15 protein-coding genes and 1 pseudogene are annotated in these 17,830 nt (G+C 64.9%); 10 read left to right on the top strand and 6 right to left on the bottom strand.

Translation table 11 applies throughout. The annotated features are described in order from the left end of the window. Window positions 1-112: 112 nt before the first annotated feature. Both ACOZJV_RS07645 and ACOZJV_RS07640 read left to right on the top strand, forming a co-directional pair. Window positions 113-1,264, top strand: coding sequence for a M50 family metallopeptidase (locus tag ACOZJV_RS07645; protein ID WP_421547253.1), 1,152 nt, complete (start codon window positions 113-115; stop codon window positions 1,262-1,264). Window positions 1,265-1,315: 51 nt separating this feature from the next. Further along, window positions 1,316-1,633, top strand: coding sequence for a DUF3144 domain-containing protein (locus ACOZJV_RS07640; RefSeq protein WP_078472715.1), 318 nt, complete (start codon window positions 1,316-1,318; stop codon window positions 1,631-1,633). 10 nt (window positions 1,634-1,643) lie between these two features. Here the strand turns inward: ACOZJV_RS07640 and qhpR are convergent, their stop codons facing one another. Continuing rightward, window positions 1,644-2,699, bottom strand: a complete 1,056-nt coding sequence (gene qhpR, locus ACOZJV_RS07635) for an AraC-like transcriptional regulator QhpR (RefSeq protein ID WP_421547252.1) — start codon at window positions 2,697-2,699, stop codon at window positions 1,644-1,646. 436 nt (window positions 2,700-3,135) lie between these two features. On the opposite strand from qhpR, the gene eat reads away from it, so the two are divergent. From eat to ACOZJV_RS07610, 5 genes and pseudogenes are all read left to right on the top strand, one after another. Beyond that, complete coding sequence (eat, locus tag ACOZJV_RS07630) at window positions 3,136-4,491, top strand: ethanolamine permease (protein ID WP_078472713.1); 1,356 nt, start codon at window positions 3,136-3,138, stop codon at window positions 4,489-4,491. A gap of 15 nt (window positions 4,492-4,506) precedes the next feature. After that, the gene (locus ACOZJV_RS07625) at window positions 4,507-5,898 is read left to right on the top strand and encodes an ethanolamine ammonia-lyase subunit EutB (protein WP_421547251.1); all 1,392 of its coding nucleotides are present in this window, start codon (window positions 4,507-4,509) and stop codon (window positions 5,896-5,898) included. Between the two features lie 9 nt (window positions 5,899-5,907). Next, the gene (gene eutC / locus ACOZJV_RS07620) at window positions 5,908-6,732 is read left to right on the top strand and encodes an ethanolamine ammonia-lyase subunit EutC (RefSeq protein ID WP_421547250.1); all 825 of its coding nucleotides are present in this window, start codon (window positions 5,908-5,910) and stop codon (window positions 6,730-6,732) included. A gap of 191 nt (window positions 6,733-6,923) precedes the next feature. Next, window positions 6,924-7,817: pseudogene (locus ACOZJV_RS07615) on the top strand (PDC sensor domain-containing protein); the annotation flags it as partial. After that, a complete protein-coding gene (locus ACOZJV_RS07610) occupies window positions 7,803-8,939 on the top strand; it encodes a methyl-accepting chemotaxis protein (protein WP_421547591.1) in 1,137 nt (378 codons plus the stop codon). The pseudogene ACOZJV_RS07615 and the gene ACOZJV_RS07610, both read left to right, overlap by 15 nt. A gap of 3 nt (window positions 8,940-8,942) precedes the next feature. Here the strand turns inward: ACOZJV_RS07610 and ACOZJV_RS07605 are convergent, their stop codons facing one another. Beyond that, window positions 8,943-9,884 carry a LysR family transcriptional regulator gene (locus ACOZJV_RS07605; RefSeq protein ID WP_078472743.1) on the bottom strand — a complete coding sequence of 314 codons (942 nt, stop codon included), beginning with the start codon at window positions 9,882-9,884 and terminating at the stop codon, window positions 8,943-8,945. Window positions 9,885-9,975: 91 nt separating this feature from the next. Here ACOZJV_RS07605 and ACOZJV_RS07600 point away from each other — a divergent pair, with 91 nt between their 5' ends. Then, entirely contained in the window at window positions 9,976-10,488 is a 513-nt protein-coding gene (locus ACOZJV_RS07600; RefSeq protein WP_078472710.1) for a GNAT family N-acetyltransferase, read from the top strand. A gap of 104 nt (window positions 10,489-10,592) precedes the next feature. Here ACOZJV_RS07600 and lysA read toward each other — a convergent pair whose 3' ends face one another. Beyond that, the gene (gene lysA / locus ACOZJV_RS07595) at window positions 10,593-11,831 is read right to left on the bottom strand and encodes a diaminopimelate decarboxylase (protein ID WP_078472742.1); all 1,239 of its coding nucleotides are present in this window, start codon (window positions 11,829-11,831) and stop codon (window positions 10,593-10,595) included. A gap of 124 nt (window positions 11,832-11,955) precedes the next feature. On the opposite strand from lysA, the gene ACOZJV_RS07590 reads away from it, so the two are divergent. Next, entirely contained in the window at window positions 11,956-12,888 is a 933-nt protein-coding gene (locus ACOZJV_RS07590; protein ID WP_421547249.1) for a LysR family transcriptional regulator, read from the top strand. A 1,205-nt stretch (window positions 12,889-14,093) separates the two neighbouring features. Here ACOZJV_RS07590 and ACOZJV_RS07585 read toward each other — a convergent pair. From ACOZJV_RS07585 to ACOZJV_RS07575, 3 genes are read right to left on the bottom strand one after another with little or no spacing between them, the layout of a single operon-like run. Next, window positions 14,094-15,272, bottom strand: coding sequence for an acetyl-CoA C-acetyltransferase (locus ACOZJV_RS07585; RefSeq protein WP_078472669.1), 1,179 nt, complete (start codon window positions 15,270-15,272; stop codon window positions 14,094-14,096). Window positions 15,273-15,286: 14 nt separating this feature from the next. Further along, window positions 15,287-15,946 carry a CoA transferase subunit B gene (locus ACOZJV_RS07580; RefSeq protein WP_020300219.1) on the bottom strand — a complete coding sequence of 220 codons (660 nt, stop codon included), beginning with the start codon at window positions 15,944-15,946 and terminating at the stop codon, window positions 15,287-15,289. Window positions 15,947-15,985: 39 nt separating this feature from the next. Next, window positions 15,986-16,684 (bottom strand): CoA transferase subunit A, encoded by a 699-nt coding sequence (locus ACOZJV_RS07575; RefSeq protein ID WP_020300220.1) that lies wholly within the window; start codon window positions 16,682-16,684, stop codon window positions 15,986-15,988. Between the two features lie 228 nt (window positions 16,685-16,912). On the opposite strand from ACOZJV_RS07575, the gene ACOZJV_RS07570 reads away from it, so the two are divergent. After that, entirely contained in the window at window positions 16,913-17,818 is a 906-nt protein-coding gene (locus ACOZJV_RS07570; protein ID WP_421547248.1) for a LysR substrate-binding domain-containing protein, read from the top strand. The last annotated feature ends 12 nt before the right edge of the window (window positions 17,819-17,830 follow it).

Genomic DNA, 17,830 nt, shown 5'->3' with positions numbered 1-17,830 from the left:
CACCGCCTGCGTCGCAGGCGGCCAGCGGCAATCGGCGCTTGAATCGCCAGGGCGGAAACTGGCAGGCTGCGCGCCTGGATGACCATCGGCTTTACACTCAAGGACGCGCGCGATGCAAGGCAGCAAGGGGCTCAAGGCCCTGAACAGAGTGCTCAATCTCCTGCAGCGCCTGATATCGATCAGTGGCTGGTTTATCGCCGCGCTGATCCTGGGCTTCGGCATAAAGTCAGGGCTGCAGCCGTTCCTGGCCATGGCCCTGGCCACTGTGCTGGGGATCATCGGTCTGGTGGTGCATGAGGGCGGGCATTACCTGGGGGCCCGGCTGGCGGGAATGCCGGTGTTGCTGGTGCGTATCGCGGCGCTGGAGATACAGGTGCAGCGGCGTGGCTGGCGGGTGCGCTGGTCGCCCCAGCTCAAGCGCAATCGCCTGGGCGGCTATGTCATTCCGGCGACTAATCCGCAGCGTCCCTGGCGCTCGCAGTGGATGCTGGTGGCCGTGATGGGGCCGCTATCGAATCTGGTGGTCGGGCTGCTGGCCCTGGGGTTGGGCTTGTACGCATCCTCGGTGGTTGGGGCGATCTGCCTCGCGTTCGCCGCCATCAACCTCAGCATGGGCCTGGCGAATCTGCTGCCGTCGTGGCACGTGATGCCCAGCGACGGCATGCTCCTGATCGCCTGGTATCGGCATCGCGATGACCAGAGTGCGGCATTGGCCCAGGCGCGCCTCACCGCCTTGACGGTGGCCGGGGTGCCCAGCGGGCAACTGCCGGTGGCCGATCTTCAGTTGTTGGACCAGGGCGCCATGCCCGAACCCTTGATGGCCTTCAGCTACCGGCTAAATGCCGCGCAGGATCGCGGCGACTGGCCAGCAGCGGCGCAGATGAGCCAGGAGCTGGACGGGTTGCTCAAGGCCCGGGCCGGACAATTGCACGGCATGAGCGCCTTGATCGAGTTATTGCGCGCCGAGTTGGCCTTTTGCCAAGCCTGCGAGCAGCAGGATGCGACACCCTTGAATGACAGCGGCCTGAGCGCCGTTGCCGATTGGTACGCGCCCTGGCTGCGCCCACGTTGCCAGGCCTTGCGCGCGCTGCTTGAGGGGCGCCGGCAACAGGCCGAGGCCTATCTTGCGCAGGCGCAGCAGGCGGCGGATAACAGCCCGGTGCTGTCCCAGGGCCACAGTGAGCGGCTGCTGGCCGCCAGCCTGCGCCAGTTGTCAGCGGGCACCTGCGCAGCGTCCGAGAAAGCCCTCGGCCCCGGGCGCTAAACCTCTTTATACTGGCGCGCTTTTTTCCGCCCATTGATGAGGAACGCCCCTATGACTGACGAAGCGGCCAACCAGACGGCTAACGAAACGGATCAGGATTTCTACAACCGCGCGGACGCCATTATCGAACTGGCCAACACCCAGATCGCCGACAGCAGCCGTGGCAAGACCAGCGCTTCACTGATGTACGCCAACTCGCGTTTCAGTGCCTGGGTCAGCGCCTGCGGGTGCCGCAATGCCGAGGAACTGGCGGCGGCCAAGCAGCAGGCGGTGGATTATTTCGTCGAGGAATTCCGCTTGATGATGGAAGAGAACCTGACCGACTACATCGAGAACTTCGACCGCTACATGACCCGCCAGGACCACTGACAGCCCCGTGTCAGGCGTGGGCCGCGCTGCGCCACTGCTTGGGGCTGAGGCCGAACCAGCGCTTGAACGCCCGTGAGAAGGCGCTGGTTTCCGAATAGCCGAGCAGGGAGGCGAGCTGGGTCACGCTGAGGTTCTGTTGTTGCAGGTGGTTCATCGCCGACTCCTGGCGGATCTGGTCCACCAGTTGGGTGAAGCTCAGGCCGCAGTCGCGCAGCTTGCGCTGCAAGGTCCACTCCGACAGCTCCAGGCGCCGGGCCAGTTCATCCAGTGACGGTTCCCCCAGGTGCAGGGTGGCGAGGATCGCCTGGCGCGCCTGATCCAGCAGGCTGACCTCGCGCCCGCCGTCGCCCAACTGGCGAATTGCATCCTTGATCAACATCAGCAGCATCGGGTCGCTGCCGGGCATGGCCTTGGCGTACAGCTCGTGCTTGGGAATCAGCACCGAGTTGCAGGCCTGGCCAAAGCGCACATCGCTGCGAAAGGCCTCGCGGTGCTCGTGCCAGTCCTGGGGCTTGGCATGTTCGAAGCACACTTCGCGCGGCGCCCAGTCCGCCCCCAGCACATGACGCACCAGGTTGGTGGCCATGCCCATGGTCAATTCGGCGTCCTGGCGCCGTTCGCTGATGGCGCCGTGGCGCACCTGATAGTCAAAGCGGTAACAGTCGCCCTGGTCCACCAGCTGGATCAGGGTGCTGTGCTGGTGAAAGGGGAAGGCGGCGGCGAAGTTGACCAGGGCCTCTTCCAGGGTCGCCGAGCACAGGCCGATATAGCCCAGCAGGCCCAGGGCCTGAGGCTGGAACTGCTGGCCATAGCGCAGGCCGAAGTTGTCGCACTCGGTTTGCCGGGCGGCTTCTTCCAGCACCCGGCAGTAGTTGGGCAACGGCAGGCTCAGGGTCGGGTGCAATAGTTGCTCGGGGTCGATCCCCGAGCGGCCGAAGACCCGGTCCAGGTCCCCGCCATGCTGCACGATAAAGCCGTCCAGGCCATTGGCAGCGGCCGACAAGACTCCACGATTGCTGGTGCCCGAGGCGTTCAACGGTGAGGGCGAAAGCAGGCTCTGGAACATGGAGATGAAGGACCGTCATGGTGTGTATGAAAATAATTCAAGCAATTGTCATACCTTGTTACGTCTGACGTTGCGCTACCGCATTCCGCCCAGGGCTGGCGCTGCTTGAGCGCAAGGGTTGCAGACGGTTGCTGCGAGGCATAGGTGCTCGGGCTGGGCCGGTCCGGTGCACAGCGCTTTGCTACTTCGCGACTCAATAGCGCCCAGGCTCCCGGGGCCCGATTGGGGTGATCGGTGGCAGCGCACAGGGGGCGTCGGTGACCTGATTTGATGCGTTGCGCCAGATTTGTGCGCCGCCGTGCAGCATCAGGCCGCACGCCGCTGAAAACTTGACCGCAGACGACAAAAGCGGCGTTCCCGGGTCAAGCCTTGGCGCCGTCGCTGTGACTATTCTCGACTCCAGGCAAATACCGTCGCTTGGCTTCCGGGGTGCACGATCATGACCGTTACACAACTCAAACCTACATTGGGCACCCTGCATCTGTGGGGGCTGGCCGTCGGCCTGGTGATTTCCGGCGAGTACTTCGGCTGGAGTTACGGCTGGGGCACGGCGGGCACCTTGGGCTTTCTGGTCACCACACTGATGGTGGCGGTGATGTACACCTGCTTTATCTTCAGCTTCACCGAGCTGACCACCGCCATTCCCAACGCCGGCGGCCCGTTCGCCTACAGCCTGCGAGCATTTGGCGTCACCGGCGGGATGATTGCCGGCCTGGCAACACTCATCGAATTCGTCTTTGCGCCACCGGCCATCGCCATGGCCATCGGCGCCTACCTGAATGTGCAATACCCGACCCTGGACCCGAAGGTGGCGGCGATTGGCGCCTACTTCGTGTTCATGACCCTGAACATTCTCGGGGTGAGTATCGCCGCGACCTTCGAACTGGTGGTCACGGTGCTGGCCGTGGCCGAGTTGCTGGTATTCATGGGCGTGGTTGCACCAGGTTTCAGCTTCAGTAACTTCGTGCTCGGCGGCTGGTCCGGCTCCGATACCTTCGGCCTGCCGGCGATCAGCGGCATGTTCGCGGCGATCCCCTTTGCCATCTGGTTCTTCCTCGCCATCGAAGGCGCGGCCATGGCCGCCGAAGAAGCCAAGGACCCCAAACGCACGATTCCCCGGGCCTATGTGGCGGGCATCCTGACCCTGGTGGTTCTGGCCATTGGCGTGATGATCTTTGCCGGCGGCGTCGGCGACTGGCGGACCCTGGCCAACATCAACGACCCGCTGCCCCAGGCCATGAAAGCGGTGGTCGGCAACAATTCGAACTGGATGCACATGCTGGTGTGGATCGGCCTGTTCGGCCTGGTGGCGAGTTTCCACGGGATCATTCTCGGCTACTCGCGGCAGTTCTTTGCCCTGGCCCGGGCCGGTTTCCTGCCGGCGAGCCTGGCCAAGCTCTCGCGTTTCCAGACCCCGCACCGGGCGATCATCGCCGGCGGCGTGGTGGGCATCGCGGCGATCCTCAGCGATGGCCTGGTCAACCTGCAAGGCATGACTCTGACCGCCGCCATGATCACCATGTCGGTGTTCGGCGCGATCGTGATGTACATCGTCAGCATGCTCAGCCTGTTCAAGCTGCGTAAGAGCGAGCCCAACCTGGAGCGCACCTTCCGCGCCCCGGGCTACCCGGTGGTGCCGGCGATTGCCCTGGTGCTGGCGGTGGTCTGCCTGGTGGCGATGGTCTGGTTCAACCCGCTGATCTGCGCGATCTTCCTGTGCCTGATGGCACTGGGTGCGCTGTTCTGCAAAGTGGTGCGCGCTCGCGGTGCGGTCGCGCTGCCGGCGGCCTGATAACGGAGGTCCTGTATGAGCTTCGCCCACAGCATCGGTGGCATGACCTGGCGTTTTGAGCACCTGCGCGAGCTGATGGCCAAGGCCACGCCCGCGCGCTCCGGGGATTTCCTGGCCGGGGTCGCGGCCGCCAGCGACGCCGAACGGGCGGCGGCGCAGATGGCCCTGGCCGATGTGCCGCTCAAGCGCTTTCTCAACGAGGCGCTGATCCCCTACGAAAGCGATGAAGTGACCCGGCTGATCATGGACAGCCATGACCTGGCGGCCTTTGTCCCGGTCAGCCACCTGACCGTGGGCGGCTTTCGCGACTGGCTGCTGGGGGACGAGGCCACCGAGGCCAGCCTCCGGGCCCTGGCCCCGGGTCTGACCCCGGAAATGGCCGCCGCGGTGTCGAAGATCATGCGTGTGCAGGACCTGGTGCTGGTGGCGCAGAAGATCCGTGTGGTCACGCGCTTTCGCAACACCGTGGGCCTGCGTGGGCGGATGTCGACCCGCCTGCAACCCAACCATCCCACCGACGACCCGGCGGGCATCGCCGCCAGCGTGCTCGACGGCCTGCTGTACGGCAACGGCGACGCCATGATCGGCATCAACCCGGCCACCGACAGCATCAGCGCCATCAGCGAATTGCTGAAGATGCTCGACGGGGTCATCCGCCATTACGAGATTCCCACCCAGTCCTGCGTGCTGACCCACGTCACCTCGTCGGTGGCGGCCATCGAGAAAGGCGTGCCCCTGGACCTGGTGTTCCAGTCCATCGCCGGCACCGAAGCGGCCAACAGCAGCTTCGGCATCAGCCTGGAAATCCTGCGTGAAGGCCACGAGGCCGGCTTGAGCCTGAATCGCGGGACCCTGGGCAACAACCTGATGTACTTCGAGACCGGGCAGGGCAGTGCGCTGTCGGCCAACGCCCATCACGGCGTCGACCAGCAGACCTGCGAAACCCGGGCCTACGCCGTGGCCCGGCATTTCAACCCGTTCCTGGTCAACACCGTGGTCGGTTTTATCGGCCCCGAGTACCTGTACAACGGCAAGCAGATCCTGCGCGCGGGCCTGGAGGATCACTTCTGCGGCAAGCTGCTGGGCGTGCCCATGGGCTGCGACATCTGCTACACCAACCACGCCGAAGCCGACCAGGACGATATGGACACCCTGCTGACCCTGCTGGGGGTGGCCGGGATCAACTTCATCATGGGCATCCCCGGTTCCGACGACATCATGCTCAATTACCAGACCACGTCCTTCCACGACGCCCTGTACGCGCGCAAGACCCTGGGCCTGCGCACGGCCCCGGAGTTCGAGGCGTGGCTGGCGCGCATGGACATCCTGCGCCACGACGACAGCGGCCTGCATCTGGGCCAGGGCGTGCCGCCGCTGTTCCGTCAGGCCCTGGCGCGACTCACTTAAGGAGCGGCCATGAGTGCCCGCGATACTTCACCGGCCCACGGCAGCGCCTGGCGTCAATTGCGCGGCCTGACCTCGGCGCGCATTGCCCTGGGCCATGCCGGCACCAGCCTGCCCACCGGGGCCCAGCTGGATTTCCAGTTCGCCCACGCCCAGGCCCGGGACGCGGTGCACCTGCCGTTCGAGCCCGAGGCCCTGGCCGAGCGCCTGGCGGCCCGCCAGCGCGAGACCCTGAGCGTGCACAGCTCGGCGCCCGACCGGCATATCTACCTGCAACGGCCGGACCTCGGGCGGCGCCTGTGCACGGCGTCGGCCGGGCAACTGCGCGAATGGGGACAGGCCCATCCCCAGGGGTTCGATCTGGCGCTGGTGGTGGCCGATGGCTTGTCCTCACTGGCGGTGCAGCGCCACAGCCTGCCCATGCTGGAACGCATCGATGAACTGGCCGCCGCCGAAGGCTGGAGCCTGGCGCCGGTGGTGCTGGTGCAGCAGGGGCGGGTGGCGATCGCCGATGAAGTGGCCGAACTGCTGGGGGCGCGGATGGTGGTGATCCTGATCGGCGAACGCCCCGGCCTCAGCTCGCCGGACAGCCTGGGCCTGTACTTCACCTTCGCCCCGCGCGTGGGCCTGAACGACGCCGCGCGCAACTGCATTTCCAATGTGCGCCTGGAGGGCATGAGCTACGCCATGGCCGCCTACAAACTGCTGTACCTGATGCGCGAGGCCTGGCGCCGGCAGTTGTCCGGGGTCAACCTCAAGGACGAGGCGCCGGTGCGCAGCCTGGACACGGCGGACCAGGGCCAGGGCAATTTCCTGCTGGGGGCGCCCATGCCCTGAACGGTAATGCCTTTGACTTTGATTGATGTCAATGTGACATTGTTTGTGGCGTGTCAGAGGCGCTTTTTTCATTCGCACCTCCCGGCTTTGGCCAGGGGCTGCGCCTGCCGCTTCCAGTGCCGCGACCTGGGCCCCACGCCCGGCTGCCACGCGGCCGACATCGATCCAGAGCCTTTTACCCGGAGTTCACCATGGCCTTGCTACCCGTTCGTCTGTCTCAGCGTTTGACCTTGGGCAGCCTGATGCTGTTGTTGTGCACGGCCCTGGCGGTCTTTGCGGTGATGACCCTGCGCGGCCAGCCCCGGGTGGTGGCCGCCAGTTCGGCGCTGATCGAGCAGACCGGCAGCGCCATCGTCCGCCAGCTGGCCTTGCAACTGGCGGGCATCGAAGGCGTGACCGCGAGCATGGCGCACCTGGTGGAAGGGCTGCCCAGGGAGACGCCGCTGTACATGGGCACCTTGCCCAATGTGATTGACCACCAGGGCGACAAGGCGATTGCCGGCGGCGGGATCTGGCCGGAGCCGGGGGCCTTCAGCGCCGGGGTCGAGCGCCGCAGTTTCTTCTGGGCCCGCAGCGATGCCGGGCAACTGGTGTATTCCGATGACTACAACGCCGCCAGCAGCCCGGCCTATCAGCAGGAGGCCTGGTACAGCGGCGCGCGCAACAGTGCCCTGGGGCGCTGCCTGTGGTCCGAGGCCTATCAGGACCCGGTGACCCACGTGCCGATGACCACTTGCAGTGTGCCGTATCGCCAGGGCGGGGCGTTCGCCGGGGTGGCCACGGTGGATTTGCGCCTGGAAGACCTGGCGCGGTTTCTCAAGGAGCAGGGCGCGGTCACCGGCGGCTACGCCTTTGCCGTGGACCAGGCGGGCAACGTGCTGTATTTCCCCGATGCGCCGCAGAGTGCGAGCGGCATGCTGGGTTTTGACGCGTTGAGCAAACAGCAGCCCTGGTTGCAACCGGTGGCCCAGGTTTTAGCGCAGGCCAAAGGGCGCCCGGGCGAAGTGCGCAGCCTGGACCTGGACGATGACGGGCGCTTGCAGCAGGCCAGTCGGGTCAGCCTGTTTTCCATGCCCGACACCGGCTGGACCATCGGCCTGGTGACGCCGGAAACCCGGGTCACCGGCCTGGCCCGGGCGCTGACCGCCGAGATTCTGTTGTTCCTGTTGCCGCTGCTGGCGTTGCTGCTGTTTCTGGCCTGGCTCGGCGGGCGCAAATTTATCAAGCAACTGGAAGAAACCACCCAGCAGATCGACGCCCTGGGCAGCGGCCAGGCCAGCAGCAGCGCCGAGCTGCATGTAGAGCGGGCGGATGAAATCGGCGCCCTGCGCGGCGCCGTCAACCGCTACGCCGGGCAACTGCGGCAGATGCTCCAGGACATTGCCAGCGAGGCACAGCGCCTGCAGAGCGAAGCCGGGCGCCTGGGGGACCTGAGCAGCACTCTGGCCCGTCGCGCCGAGCAGCAACGCCAGGAAAATACCCAACTGGCCACGGCCATTACCGAGATGTCTTCCAGCGCCCTGGAAGTGGCGCAGAACACCAACAACTGCGCCGACACTGCGCGCCAGTCGCTGGTGGTGGTGCAGGACGGCCAGCAGCGCGTGGCTGCCAACAGCCAGTCGATCCAGCAGCTGTCCACGGAGATGGCTGCGGCGGCCGCCGTCATGCAGCGCCTGGAGCAGGACAGCCAGCAGGTGGGTGCGGTGCTGGACGTGATCAAGGCCATTTCCGAGCAGACCAACCTGCTGGCGCTCAACGCCGCCATCGAGGCCGCCCGGGCCGGTGAGCAGGGCCGCGGTTTTGCGGTGGTGGCCGATGAGGTGCGGACCCTGGCCGGCAGGACCCAGAGTTCGGCCAATGAAATCAGCGGCATGATCGGCACCTTGCAGCAGGCCTCGCGCCAGGCCGTCGAGGCGATCCAGGCCGGCGAGTCGCGCACCCGGCAAGCGGTGGGCGAAGCGGCGGGGGCGGCGGATGCCTTGTCCAGCACGGTCACCAGTTTCGACGACATCTCCCAGCGCGCGCAGCAGATTGCCGTCGCCGCGCAACAGCAGAGCCACGTGACCCAGGAAATCAACGAACTGGCGGTGCGTATCCACGGCATCAGCGAAGACAACGCCCGCGACGCCCAGGCCCTGGATAAAGTCAGCGAGGCGATGCAGGCGCTTTCCGGGCGCCTGTCGAACCTGAGCCAGGGGCAGCGCTAGGGGTCAGCCCGGGTTCGCGGCGCAGCGTTGCGCCGCGAACAGCGTCTTGAGCTGTGCGCTCATCCACTGATGGGCATCGCTGCGGGCATATTTGCTGTGGCTGTAGAGCTTGAGCCGATAGGGCGCAATCTTGAACGGCGGCGGATACAGGGCAATCCCGGCGGCGGCTTGCAGCGCCACGGCGGCCGGGCGCGGGAGGGTCATCAGCCACTCGCTGTCGGCGATGATGAACGGCGCGACCATGACGGCCGGCAGTTGCAATGCCACCTGGCGTTGCAGGCCCATGGCCTGCAACACATGGTCAACCACTCCCAGGGTTTCGCCCCAGGGCGTGATCACCACATGCCGTTCAGCCAGGTACGCCGAAAGCTCGGGAGGCCCCTGGATGCGTGGATGGCGCTGGCTGGCGATCAGCACGTAGTCGTCCTGCAACCAGTCCTCGCTGTGGATGCCGGCCGGCAACGTGTCGCGGTCTTCGCTGTAGCCCAGGGCAAAGTCGATCCGCCCCGAGGCCAGGTCTTCGATGGACACCTTGCGATCGGAATACACCACCCGCAGGCATAACCCCGGCGCACTGCTCTGCAGTTGCCGGATCAAGCCCGGCAGCAGGGCGAAGGCGGTGTAGTCACTGGCGGCGAAGACAAAGGTGCGCTGGCTGGTGGCCGGGTCGAAGGGTTCCCACTCGGCCAGTTGATCGCCCAGCAGCTTGAGGCTGGCGCCGACCGCCGTGGCCAGTTGATCGGCACGCTGGGTCGGGTGCATGCGATTGCCCTGGCGAATGAACAGCTCATCGTTGAGGGCGTCGCGCAGCCGTCCCAGGGCATGGCTGAACGCCGAGGCGCTGATGGAAAGCTCATTGGCCGCGCGGGTCACGCTGCGGTGGCGGTACAGGGCGTCGAACGCCAGCAGCAGGTTGAGATCGAGACGTCGAAGAATGGAATGCATAGTCTTCACTTTGAGCTGAATAAGTTGCACTACATGCATTCTATGGCGGGCTTTAGCATCGGTGCTCCTGACTTTTTACGGATGCACCCTCTTGGAACTTCAGATCCGAACCGCCCAACCGGCCGATGCCGGGCAAATCCTCGCGCTCATCACCGAACTGGCCGATTACGAACGCGCTCGCCACGAAGTGATCGCCAGCGTCGAGGACATCCAGCGCACGCTGTTTGCCGACGGGGGCGCGGCCAAGGCATTGATGTGCCTGCGCGGTGAGCAGGTGATCGGTTTCGCGGTGTATTTTTTCAGCTATTCAACCTGGCTCGGGCAGCCGGGGTTGTACCTGGAGGACCTGTACATCACGCCGCAACATCGGGGCAGCGGCGCCGGTCGGCAGATGCTCCAGTACCTGGCGCGCGAAGCCTGCGCCCAGGGTTGCGGCAGGTTCGAGTGGAGCGTGCTGGACTGGAACGAACCGGCCATCGGCTTCTATCAATCCATCGGCGCCCAACCCCAACCCGAGTGGGTGCGCTATCGCATGCAGGGCGAAGTCCTGACGGCATTTGCCGAAGGCCGTACCGTGCCTGCGCAATGCCATTCAGTTAGCTGAAAGCCCACGCTGTTCTCGCGGGCTATCACCTCACCTGAAACCCCACGGCGCCCTCGAGGGCCAGCGTCCGAACGCGGCCCGAGCCTGGCGGCAGCGGCTACCGGCTACAGGCCGATTTCCAGTTGCAGCAGGTCGGCCAGGGGTTGGCGGCGGCGGATGAGGTGGGTGGTGCCGTTTTCGAACAGCACTTCCGGCAGCAGCGGCCGGCTGTTGTAGTTCGACGACATGCTGGCGCCGTAGGCGCCGGTGTCGTGGATCACCAGCAGGTCGCCGACTTCGGCCCGGGGCAGCAGGTGGGGGGTCAGGGCTTCGTCGTCCTGGGTGAAGATATCGCCGGACTCGCACAACGGCCCGCCGACCACTGTGGGTTGCAGTGGACGCTCCAGGGGTTGGCCGTTGCCGTCGAGCAGGGTCATGGCGTGGTAGGCGCCGTACATGGCCGGGCGCATCAGGTCGTTGAAGCCGGTGTCGGCCAGCACGAAGTGATGGTTGCCGGCAGTTTTCACCGCACGCACCTCGGCCACCAGGCAGCCCGACTCGGCCAGCAGGAAACGCCCCGGCTCGATTTCCATGCGCACGCCGTGGCCGAGGTAGGCTTCGATCTGCTCGCGGGCCTGGCGCCAGGCGTTGGCGTAGCGCTGCACGTCCACCGGCTCGTCGTCGGCACGGTACGGCGTGGACAGACCGCCGCCGATGGAAAAGGCCTCGATGTCATGGTCCAGGGACTTCACCGCCGCCACCATGGCCGCGCCCACTTGTTCCAGGTGGTCGTAATCCACCCCCGAACCAATGTGCATATGCAGCCCCACCAGGTGCAGGCCGTATTGGCGAATCACCGCCAGGGCCTCTCCCATCTGTTCGTGCCAGATCCCGTGTTTGCTGTTCTCGCCGCCGGTATTGGTCTTGCGGCTATGGCCGTGGCCGAAGCCCGGGTTGATCCGCAGCCACACCCGATGCCCGGGCGAGCGCTGGCCCAATTGGCGCAGCATGTCGATGGAACCGGCGTTGACCTCGATCTTGAGCTCGACCACCCGCTGCAAGGTGGCCTGGTCGAACAGGTCGCAGGTAAAGACGATCCCCGCCGGGTCGCCTGCCGGGCTGAAGCCGGCCAGCAGGGCACGTTCGATTTCCCCCAGGGACACGGCGTCGACCTGGACCCCGGCTTCGCGGATCAGGCGCAGGATGCTCAGGTTGGACGAGGCTTTCTGCGCATAGCGCACCACGTCGAAGGCTTGCAGCTGGGCGATGCGTGCTTTGATCGTCGCGGCGTCGTAGCACCACAGCGGGGTGCCGTACTGGCGGGCGGCGGCGGTCAGTTGCGGGAAAGCGAAAGGGATCGGCATGGACGGGTTCATCTGCGGCATGAAAGAGAGCTGCATGATGCCGAGCTGTGTGTATTCAATAAAATATCTATTCTTTGTCCATCGATTCAGTTTTGATATGGGTTTTGCTCAACGGAGAACCAGGATGGGCATGTCCCTGCGACACATCGAAGTGTTCCGCGCCATCATGCAGGCCGGCAGTGTCACCGGTGCCGCGCGCCTGCTGTTCACTTCGCAACCCACGGTCAGCCGCGAGCTGGCGCGGCTTGAAGCGCTGTCCGGGCTCAAGTTGTTTGATCGCGAGGGCGGGCGCCTGCTGGCCACGGCCCAGGCACTGATGCTGCTGGAAGAGGTGGAGCGGGCCTATGTCGGCCTGGAGCGGATCAACAGCGTGGCGCAATCGATCCGCCGTTTCGAACACGGCCAGTTGAGCATCACCTGCCTGCCGCTGTTCTCCCAGACCCTGCTGCCGCGGGTGTTCAAGCATTTCCAGCACCAGCACGCGGGCATCGGCCTGAATATCAGCGCCCAGGAATCGCCGTTGCTGGAAGAGTCCCTGAGCGCCCAGCGCCACGACCTGGGGTTGACCGAAAACCAGCATGTGCCCCGGGGCACACAGGGCGAGTTGCTGTTTTGCGCTGACATGGTGTGCGTGCTGCCTGACGGTCACCCGTTGCTGGCCAGGCCGCTGCTGCAGATGGAGGATTTTCGCGGTGTCGATTTCATCAACCTGGCCGGCCTGGATATTTACCGCCAGACCCTCGACGAGCGCTTTCGACAGGGCGCGGTGGACCGTCGGGTGGTCATCGAAACCACCAATGCCGCGTCAGTCTGCGCCATGGTTCGCGAGCAGCTGGGAGTGGCGATCATCAACCCGCTGACCGCCATGGCCGAAGCCGGCCGGGGTTTGGCGATTCGTCCGTTGCAGTGGTCGATTCCGTACCGGGTGATGCTGATTCGCCCGGACTATCGACCGTCGTCGAGTTTTGTCGAGGGGTTCTGCCAGTCATTGCGGGAAGAGGCGGTGCGTCTGGATGAGCAGTTGAAGGCGATTGTGCACACCTGCAATCCGCTGTAGGCCCTGTAGCCCTGTAGCCGCTGCCGAGCCTGCGAGGCTGCGCTGGCTCTATGCAACAACCCACTTCTACCCGGCGTATCCCAGGGTTTCACAGCACCTGTGGCGAGGGAGCTTGCTCCCGCTCGAGTGCGTAGCGCTCGTAAGCCCTGGTGTACATATCCATTTTTGCGGGTGTGGCGGGTAATGGTTCCGCCCTTACGGCGGCTCACTTTTGAGAGGAGCGCAAAAGTAAGCAAAACGCTCTTGCCCCACCACTCGGTGCCTCGCCCAGGCTCGGCATGCCCTCGCTCCGGCATTGAGCCGTGGGCCGCCGCAATGGGCCATCCCTGGCCCAGTGCGGCTAACCCGGCGTCCTGCCGGGTTGCCCACGGCTCACTGCCTGCGCTCGGCCATCGTGGTTTAACGGGGCGCTTCAGATCAAAATCAAAATCAAGGGCAAGACGGCGGCCTTCCGGCCGGCCTGGTGCCGCGCTCTGTAGCCGCTGCCGAGGCTGCGCTGGCCCTACGCAACAACTCATTACTTCCTGGCCTATCGTGCTGCCTATTTTCGCCAGCGGCTCCCTGGGTTTCACCCCACCTTGTGGCGAGGGAGCTTGCTCCCGCTCGAGTGCGTAGCGCTCGAAAACCCTGGTGTACATATCCATTTTTGCGGGTGTGGCGGGTAATGGTTCCGCCCTTACGGCGGCTCACTTTTGAGAGGAGCGCAAAAGTAAGCAAAACGCTCTTGCCCCACCACTCGGTGCCTCGCCAAGGCTCGGCATGCCCTCGCTCCGGCTCACTGCCTGCGTTCGGCCATCGTGGTTTAACGGGGCGCTTCAGATCAACATCAAAATCAAGGGCAAGACGGCGGCCTTCCGGCCGGCCTGGTGCCGCGCTCTGTCGCCGCTGCCGAGGCTGCGCTGGCCCTACGCAACAACTCATTACTTCCTGGCCTATCGCGCTGCCTATTTTCGCCAGCGGCTTCCTGGGTTTCACACCACCTTGTGGCGAGGGAGCTTGCTCCCGCTCGAGTGCGCAGCGCTCGTAAACCCTGGTGTACATATCCATTGCAGCAGGTGCTGCGGCTTTAAGTTCCGCTCTGACAGCAGCCCATTTTTTGAATAGCCGAAATGCCGAGGTTAGTGAAGTCTCGTGGCGCGGCAGCGGTTGGATTGTGGCGAGGGAAGAGGGGGTGTGGCGAGGGGGAAGCCCCTCGCCAGCGGTGGTTAGCGTTCGATGGCCAGGGCTACGCCTTGGCCGCCGCCGATGCACAGGGTGGCCAGGCCTTTTTTGGCGTCGCGCTTGATCATTTCGTGGAGCAGGGTCACCAGCACTCGGCAGCCCGACGCACCGATCGGGTGGCCGATGGCGATGGCGCCGCCGTTGACGTTGACCTTGCTCGGGTCCCACTCCAGCTCTTTGCCCACGGCCAGGGCCTGGGCGGCGAAGGCTTCGTTGGCTTCGATCAGGTCCAGCTGTTGCAGGGTCCAGCCGGCTTTGTCCAGGCAGCGGCGGGTGGCCGAGACCGGGCCGATGCCCATGATGGCCGGGTCGACACCGGCGTTGGCGTAGGCGGCGATTTTTGCCAATACCGGCAAGCCCAGGGCCTTGGCCTTGGCCGCGCTCATCAGGATGACCGCCGCGGCACCGTCGTTCAGCGACGAAGCGTTGCCGGCGGTCACCGAGCCGTCTTTCTTGAAGGCCGGCTTGAGCTTGGCCAGGGCTTCGGCGGTGGTGCCGGCACGGGGTTGTTCGTCGGTGGCGAAGGCCACCGGGTCGCCCTTGCGCTGGGGAATCAGGATCGGCGTGATCTCATCGACAAAACGCCCGCCCTCGATGGCGGCGATGGCTTTTTGCTGGGAGGCGGCGGCGAAAGCGTCCTGGGCTTCGCGGCTGATGGCGTATTTGTCCACCAGGTTCTCGGCGGTGATGCCCATGTGGTAGTCGTTGAAGGCATCCCACAGGCCGTCGCTGATCATGGTGTCGATCATCTGACTGTGGCCCATGCGCAGGCCGGTGCGGGCGCCGGGCAGCACGTAGTTGGACAGGCTCATGTTTTCCTGGCCGCCGGCAATGATCACCTCGGCATCGCCGCAGCGAATGGCCTGGGCTGCCAGGTGCAGGGCCTTGAGGCCCGAACCGCAGACTTTGTTCAGGGTCATGGCCGGTACGGCGTGGGGCAGGCCGGCCTTGATCGCGGCCTGGCGCGCCGGGTTCTGGCCGGCGCCGGCGGTGAGCACCTGGCCCATGATCACTTCATCGACCTGGGCCCCGTCGAGGCCGGTCTGGGCCAGCAACTGGCGGATGACGGCGGCGCCCAGATCCACGGCGCTGATACTGGCCAGCGAGCCCTGGAAACTGCCCACGGCGGTACGGGTGGCGGCAACGATTACGACGTCTTGCATGGAATTGATCCTCCTCAGGCGAACTGCATTTCAGGTACATGGTCCGGCACGATCAGCTTGCCGGCGGTCTTGCTGACGATTTCCTCGACGCTGACCCCGGGCGCGCGTTCCTTGAGGATAAAGGCGCCGTTTTCGATTTCCAGGTAGGCCAGGTCCGTCAGGACGCGTTTGATGCATTTGGCGCCGGTCAGCGGCAGGCTGCAGCGGGCCAGCAGTTTCGACTCGCCGTCCTTGGAGGCGTGGGTCATGGTGACGATGATGTTCTCCGCACCGGCCACCAGGTCCATGGCGCCGCCCATGCCCTTGACCAGTTTGCCGGGGATCATCCACGAGGCGATGTTGCCCTCGACGTCCACTTCAAAGGCACCCAGCACGGTGAGGTCGATATGGCCGCCGCGGATCATCGCAAACGACTCGGCGGAAGAAAAGATCGAGGCGCCGGTGCGGGCGGTGACCGTCTGTTTGCCGGCGTTGATCATGTCGGCGTCGACTTCGGCCTCGGTGGGGAAGGCGCCCATGCCCAGCAGGCCGTTTTCCGATTGCAGCATGACTTCCATGCCTTCGGGGATGTAGTTGGCCACCAGGGTCGGAATGCCGATGCCGAGGTTGACGTAGTAGCCGTCCTGCATTTCGCGGGCGACGCGTTGAGCCATTTGTTCGCGGGTAAGAGCCATGAGGGTTGTCCTTTTATTCTTGAGGCTGGAGGCGTGGGTTCACTTGCGCACGGTGCGCTGTTCGATGCGCTTCTCGAACGTGCCGCAGATGACCCGGTCGACGTAGATGCCAGGGGTGTGGATCTGCGTCGGGTCCAGCTCGCCCGGTTCAACGATCTCTTCGACCTCGACCACGGTGATCTTGCCGGCGGTGGCCGCCAGCGGGTTGAAGTTCTGCGCCGTGTGGCGGTACACCACGTTGCCGAAGTGGTCGGCCTTCCAGCCTTTGACGATGGCGAAATCGCCGGTAATGGACTCTTCCATCAGATAGGGGCGGCCGTTGAATTCACGGGTTTCCTTGCCGTCGGCGACCGGAGTGCCGACCCCGGTGGCGGTGAAGAAGGCCGGAATACCGGCGCCGCCGGCGCGCATTTTTTCCGCCAGGGTGCCTTGGGGAGTGAGCACCACTTCGATTTCGCCGCTGAGCAACTGCTTCTCGAACAGGGCGTTTTCCCCGACGTAGGAGGCGATGACCTTGCTGATCTGCCGATCCTCAAGCAGCACGCCGAGGCCGAAACCGTCGACCCCGCAGTTATTGGAAACCACCGTCAGGTCGCGGGTGCCGCGACGCTTGATCTCGGCGATCAGGTTTTCCGGAATGCCGCACAGGCCAAAGCCGCCGGCGAGTACGGTCATGCCGTCTTCCAGACCTTCAAGGGCTTCTGCATAAGACGCCACGCGCTTGTCGAAACCTGCCATTGGACCATCCTCTTTTGTTATTTGTCGGCGGCTGGCTAGCCGTATGGGGAAGCAGTGTTGCGCCGCTGGATTGATTTGTTAAGTTGTTTTTTAAGGGGCATTGATTTAGAAAGCAGCACAATAAGCGGCGAGTTACTCGCGGCAAGCTGCGAGCAACAGCCACTCACATCCCGCTTTTCCCTTGCAGCCTGCAGCTTATAGCTTGCCGCTGCTCCTCTGGAGCTGCCGATGACCGTTAAACAGATTCGGGCTTTTCTGGCTGTTGCCCACAGCCTGAGCTTTGCCCTGGCATGTGAACGTCTGCATTTGTCGCAGTCGGCGTTGAGCCTGACCATCAAGGCCCTGGAGGAGGGGCTGGGGGGGCGGTTGTTCACCCGTAATACGCGCAACGTGGCCCTGACCCCGGAAGGCGAGGCCCTGGTGCCCCTGGCCCGGCGCCTGATCGCCGACTGGGATAACGCCGAGGATGACCTGCGCCAACGCTTCACCCTGCAACGCGGGCGCGTGACCCTGGCGGCGATGCCATCGTTTGCCGGCAACCTGCTGCCGCCGATTCTCAAGGCGTTTCGCGCCCGGTATCCCAAGGTCAATGTCACGGTCAATGACGTGATCAACGAGCAGGTGCTGGAGATGGTCCGCGACCGCCAGGTGGAGTTGGGCGTGGCCTTCGAACCGCAAGACAGTTCGTCCCTGGAGTTCACGCCGCTGTACATCGACCGCTTTATTGCGGTGGTGCCCAGCGATTCGGAGCTGGCCCGGCGCAGCGAGATCGATTGGCAGAGCCTGTTGCAGCAGCCCTTTATCACCTTGCAGCGGCCGTCCACGGTGCGGGTCATGCTTGAAGAGCACCTGCGCGCCCGGGGCATGCCGCTGCCGGTGGAATTTGAAAGCCACCAGTTGGCGACCGTGGGACGCATGGTCGCCAGTGGCCTGGGGGTGAGTGCGGTGCCGGCCTTGTGCGCCGGGCAGATGCGCGAGCTGGGCGCGCACTGCATCACCCTCGGCGACCCGGTGGTGGAGCGGGCGATTGGCATACTGACCAAACCCGGGCACGAGTTGTCGGCGGCGGCCCAGGCACTGTTCGATACCTTGCGCGATGCGCGCCTGGGCGAGGCCATGTTCAACCTCGCCTGAGCAGAGCGTCAC

The organism is Pseudomonas sp. QD4 (assembly GCF_049199125.1).
Classification (GTDB): Bacteria; Pseudomonadota; Gammaproteobacteria; order Pseudomonadales; family Pseudomonadaceae; genus Aquipseudomonas.
Note: the sequence above shows the minus strand (reverse complement) of the source record. Positions and strands in the feature narration are given on the sequence as shown.

What these genes read in the sequence shown, in the direction of transcription:
- ACOZJV_RS07645 (WP_421547253.1), top strand. Translation starts at nt 113, where the DNA reads ATGCAAGGCAGCAAGGGGCTCAAGGCCCTGAACAGAGTGCTCAATCTC.
- ACOZJV_RS07640 (WP_078472715.1), top strand. Translation starts at nt 1,316, where the DNA reads ATGACTGACGAAGCGGCCAACCAGACGGCTAACGAAACGGATCAGGAT.
- qhpR (WP_421547252.1), bottom strand. Translation starts at nt 2,699, where the DNA reads ATGTTCCAGAGCCTGCTTTCGCCCTCACCGTTGAACGCCTCGGGCACC.
- ACOZJV_RS07625 (WP_421547251.1), top strand. Translation starts at nt 4,507, where the DNA reads ATGAGCTTCGCCCACAGCATCGGTGGCATGACCTGGCGTTTTGAGCAC.
- eutC (WP_421547250.1), top strand. Translation starts at nt 5,908, where the DNA reads ATGAGTGCCCGCGATACTTCACCGGCCCACGGCAGCGCCTGGCGTCAA.
- ACOZJV_RS07610 (WP_421547591.1), top strand. Translation starts at nt 7,803, where the DNA reads ATGCCCGACACCGGCTGGACCATCGGCCTGGTGACGCCGGAAACCCGG.
- ACOZJV_RS07605 (WP_078472743.1), bottom strand. Translation starts at nt 9,884, where the DNA reads ATGCATTCCATTCTTCGACGTCTCGATCTCAACCTGCTGCTGGCGTTC.
- lysA (WP_078472742.1), bottom strand. Translation starts at nt 11,831, where the DNA reads ATGCCGATCCCTTTCGCTTTCCCGCAACTGACCGCCGCCGCCCGCCAG.
- ACOZJV_RS07590 (WP_421547249.1), top strand. Translation starts at nt 11,956, where the DNA reads ATGGGCATGTCCCTGCGACACATCGAAGTGTTCCGCGCCATCATGCAG.
- ACOZJV_RS07585 (WP_078472669.1), bottom strand. Translation starts at nt 15,272, where the DNA reads ATGCAAGACGTCGTAATCGTTGCCGCCACCCGTACCGCCGTGGGCAGT.
- ACOZJV_RS07580 (WP_020300219.1), bottom strand. Translation starts at nt 15,946, where the DNA reads ATGGCTCTTACCCGCGAACAAATGGCTCAACGCGTCGCCCGCGAAATG.
- ACOZJV_RS07575 (WP_020300220.1), bottom strand. Translation starts at nt 16,684, where the DNA reads ATGGCAGGTTTCGACAAGCGCGTGGCGTCTTATGCAGAAGCCCTTGAA.
- ACOZJV_RS07570 (WP_421547248.1), top strand. Translation starts at nt 16,913, where the DNA reads ATGACCGTTAAACAGATTCGGGCTTTTCTGGCTGTTGCCCACAGCCTG.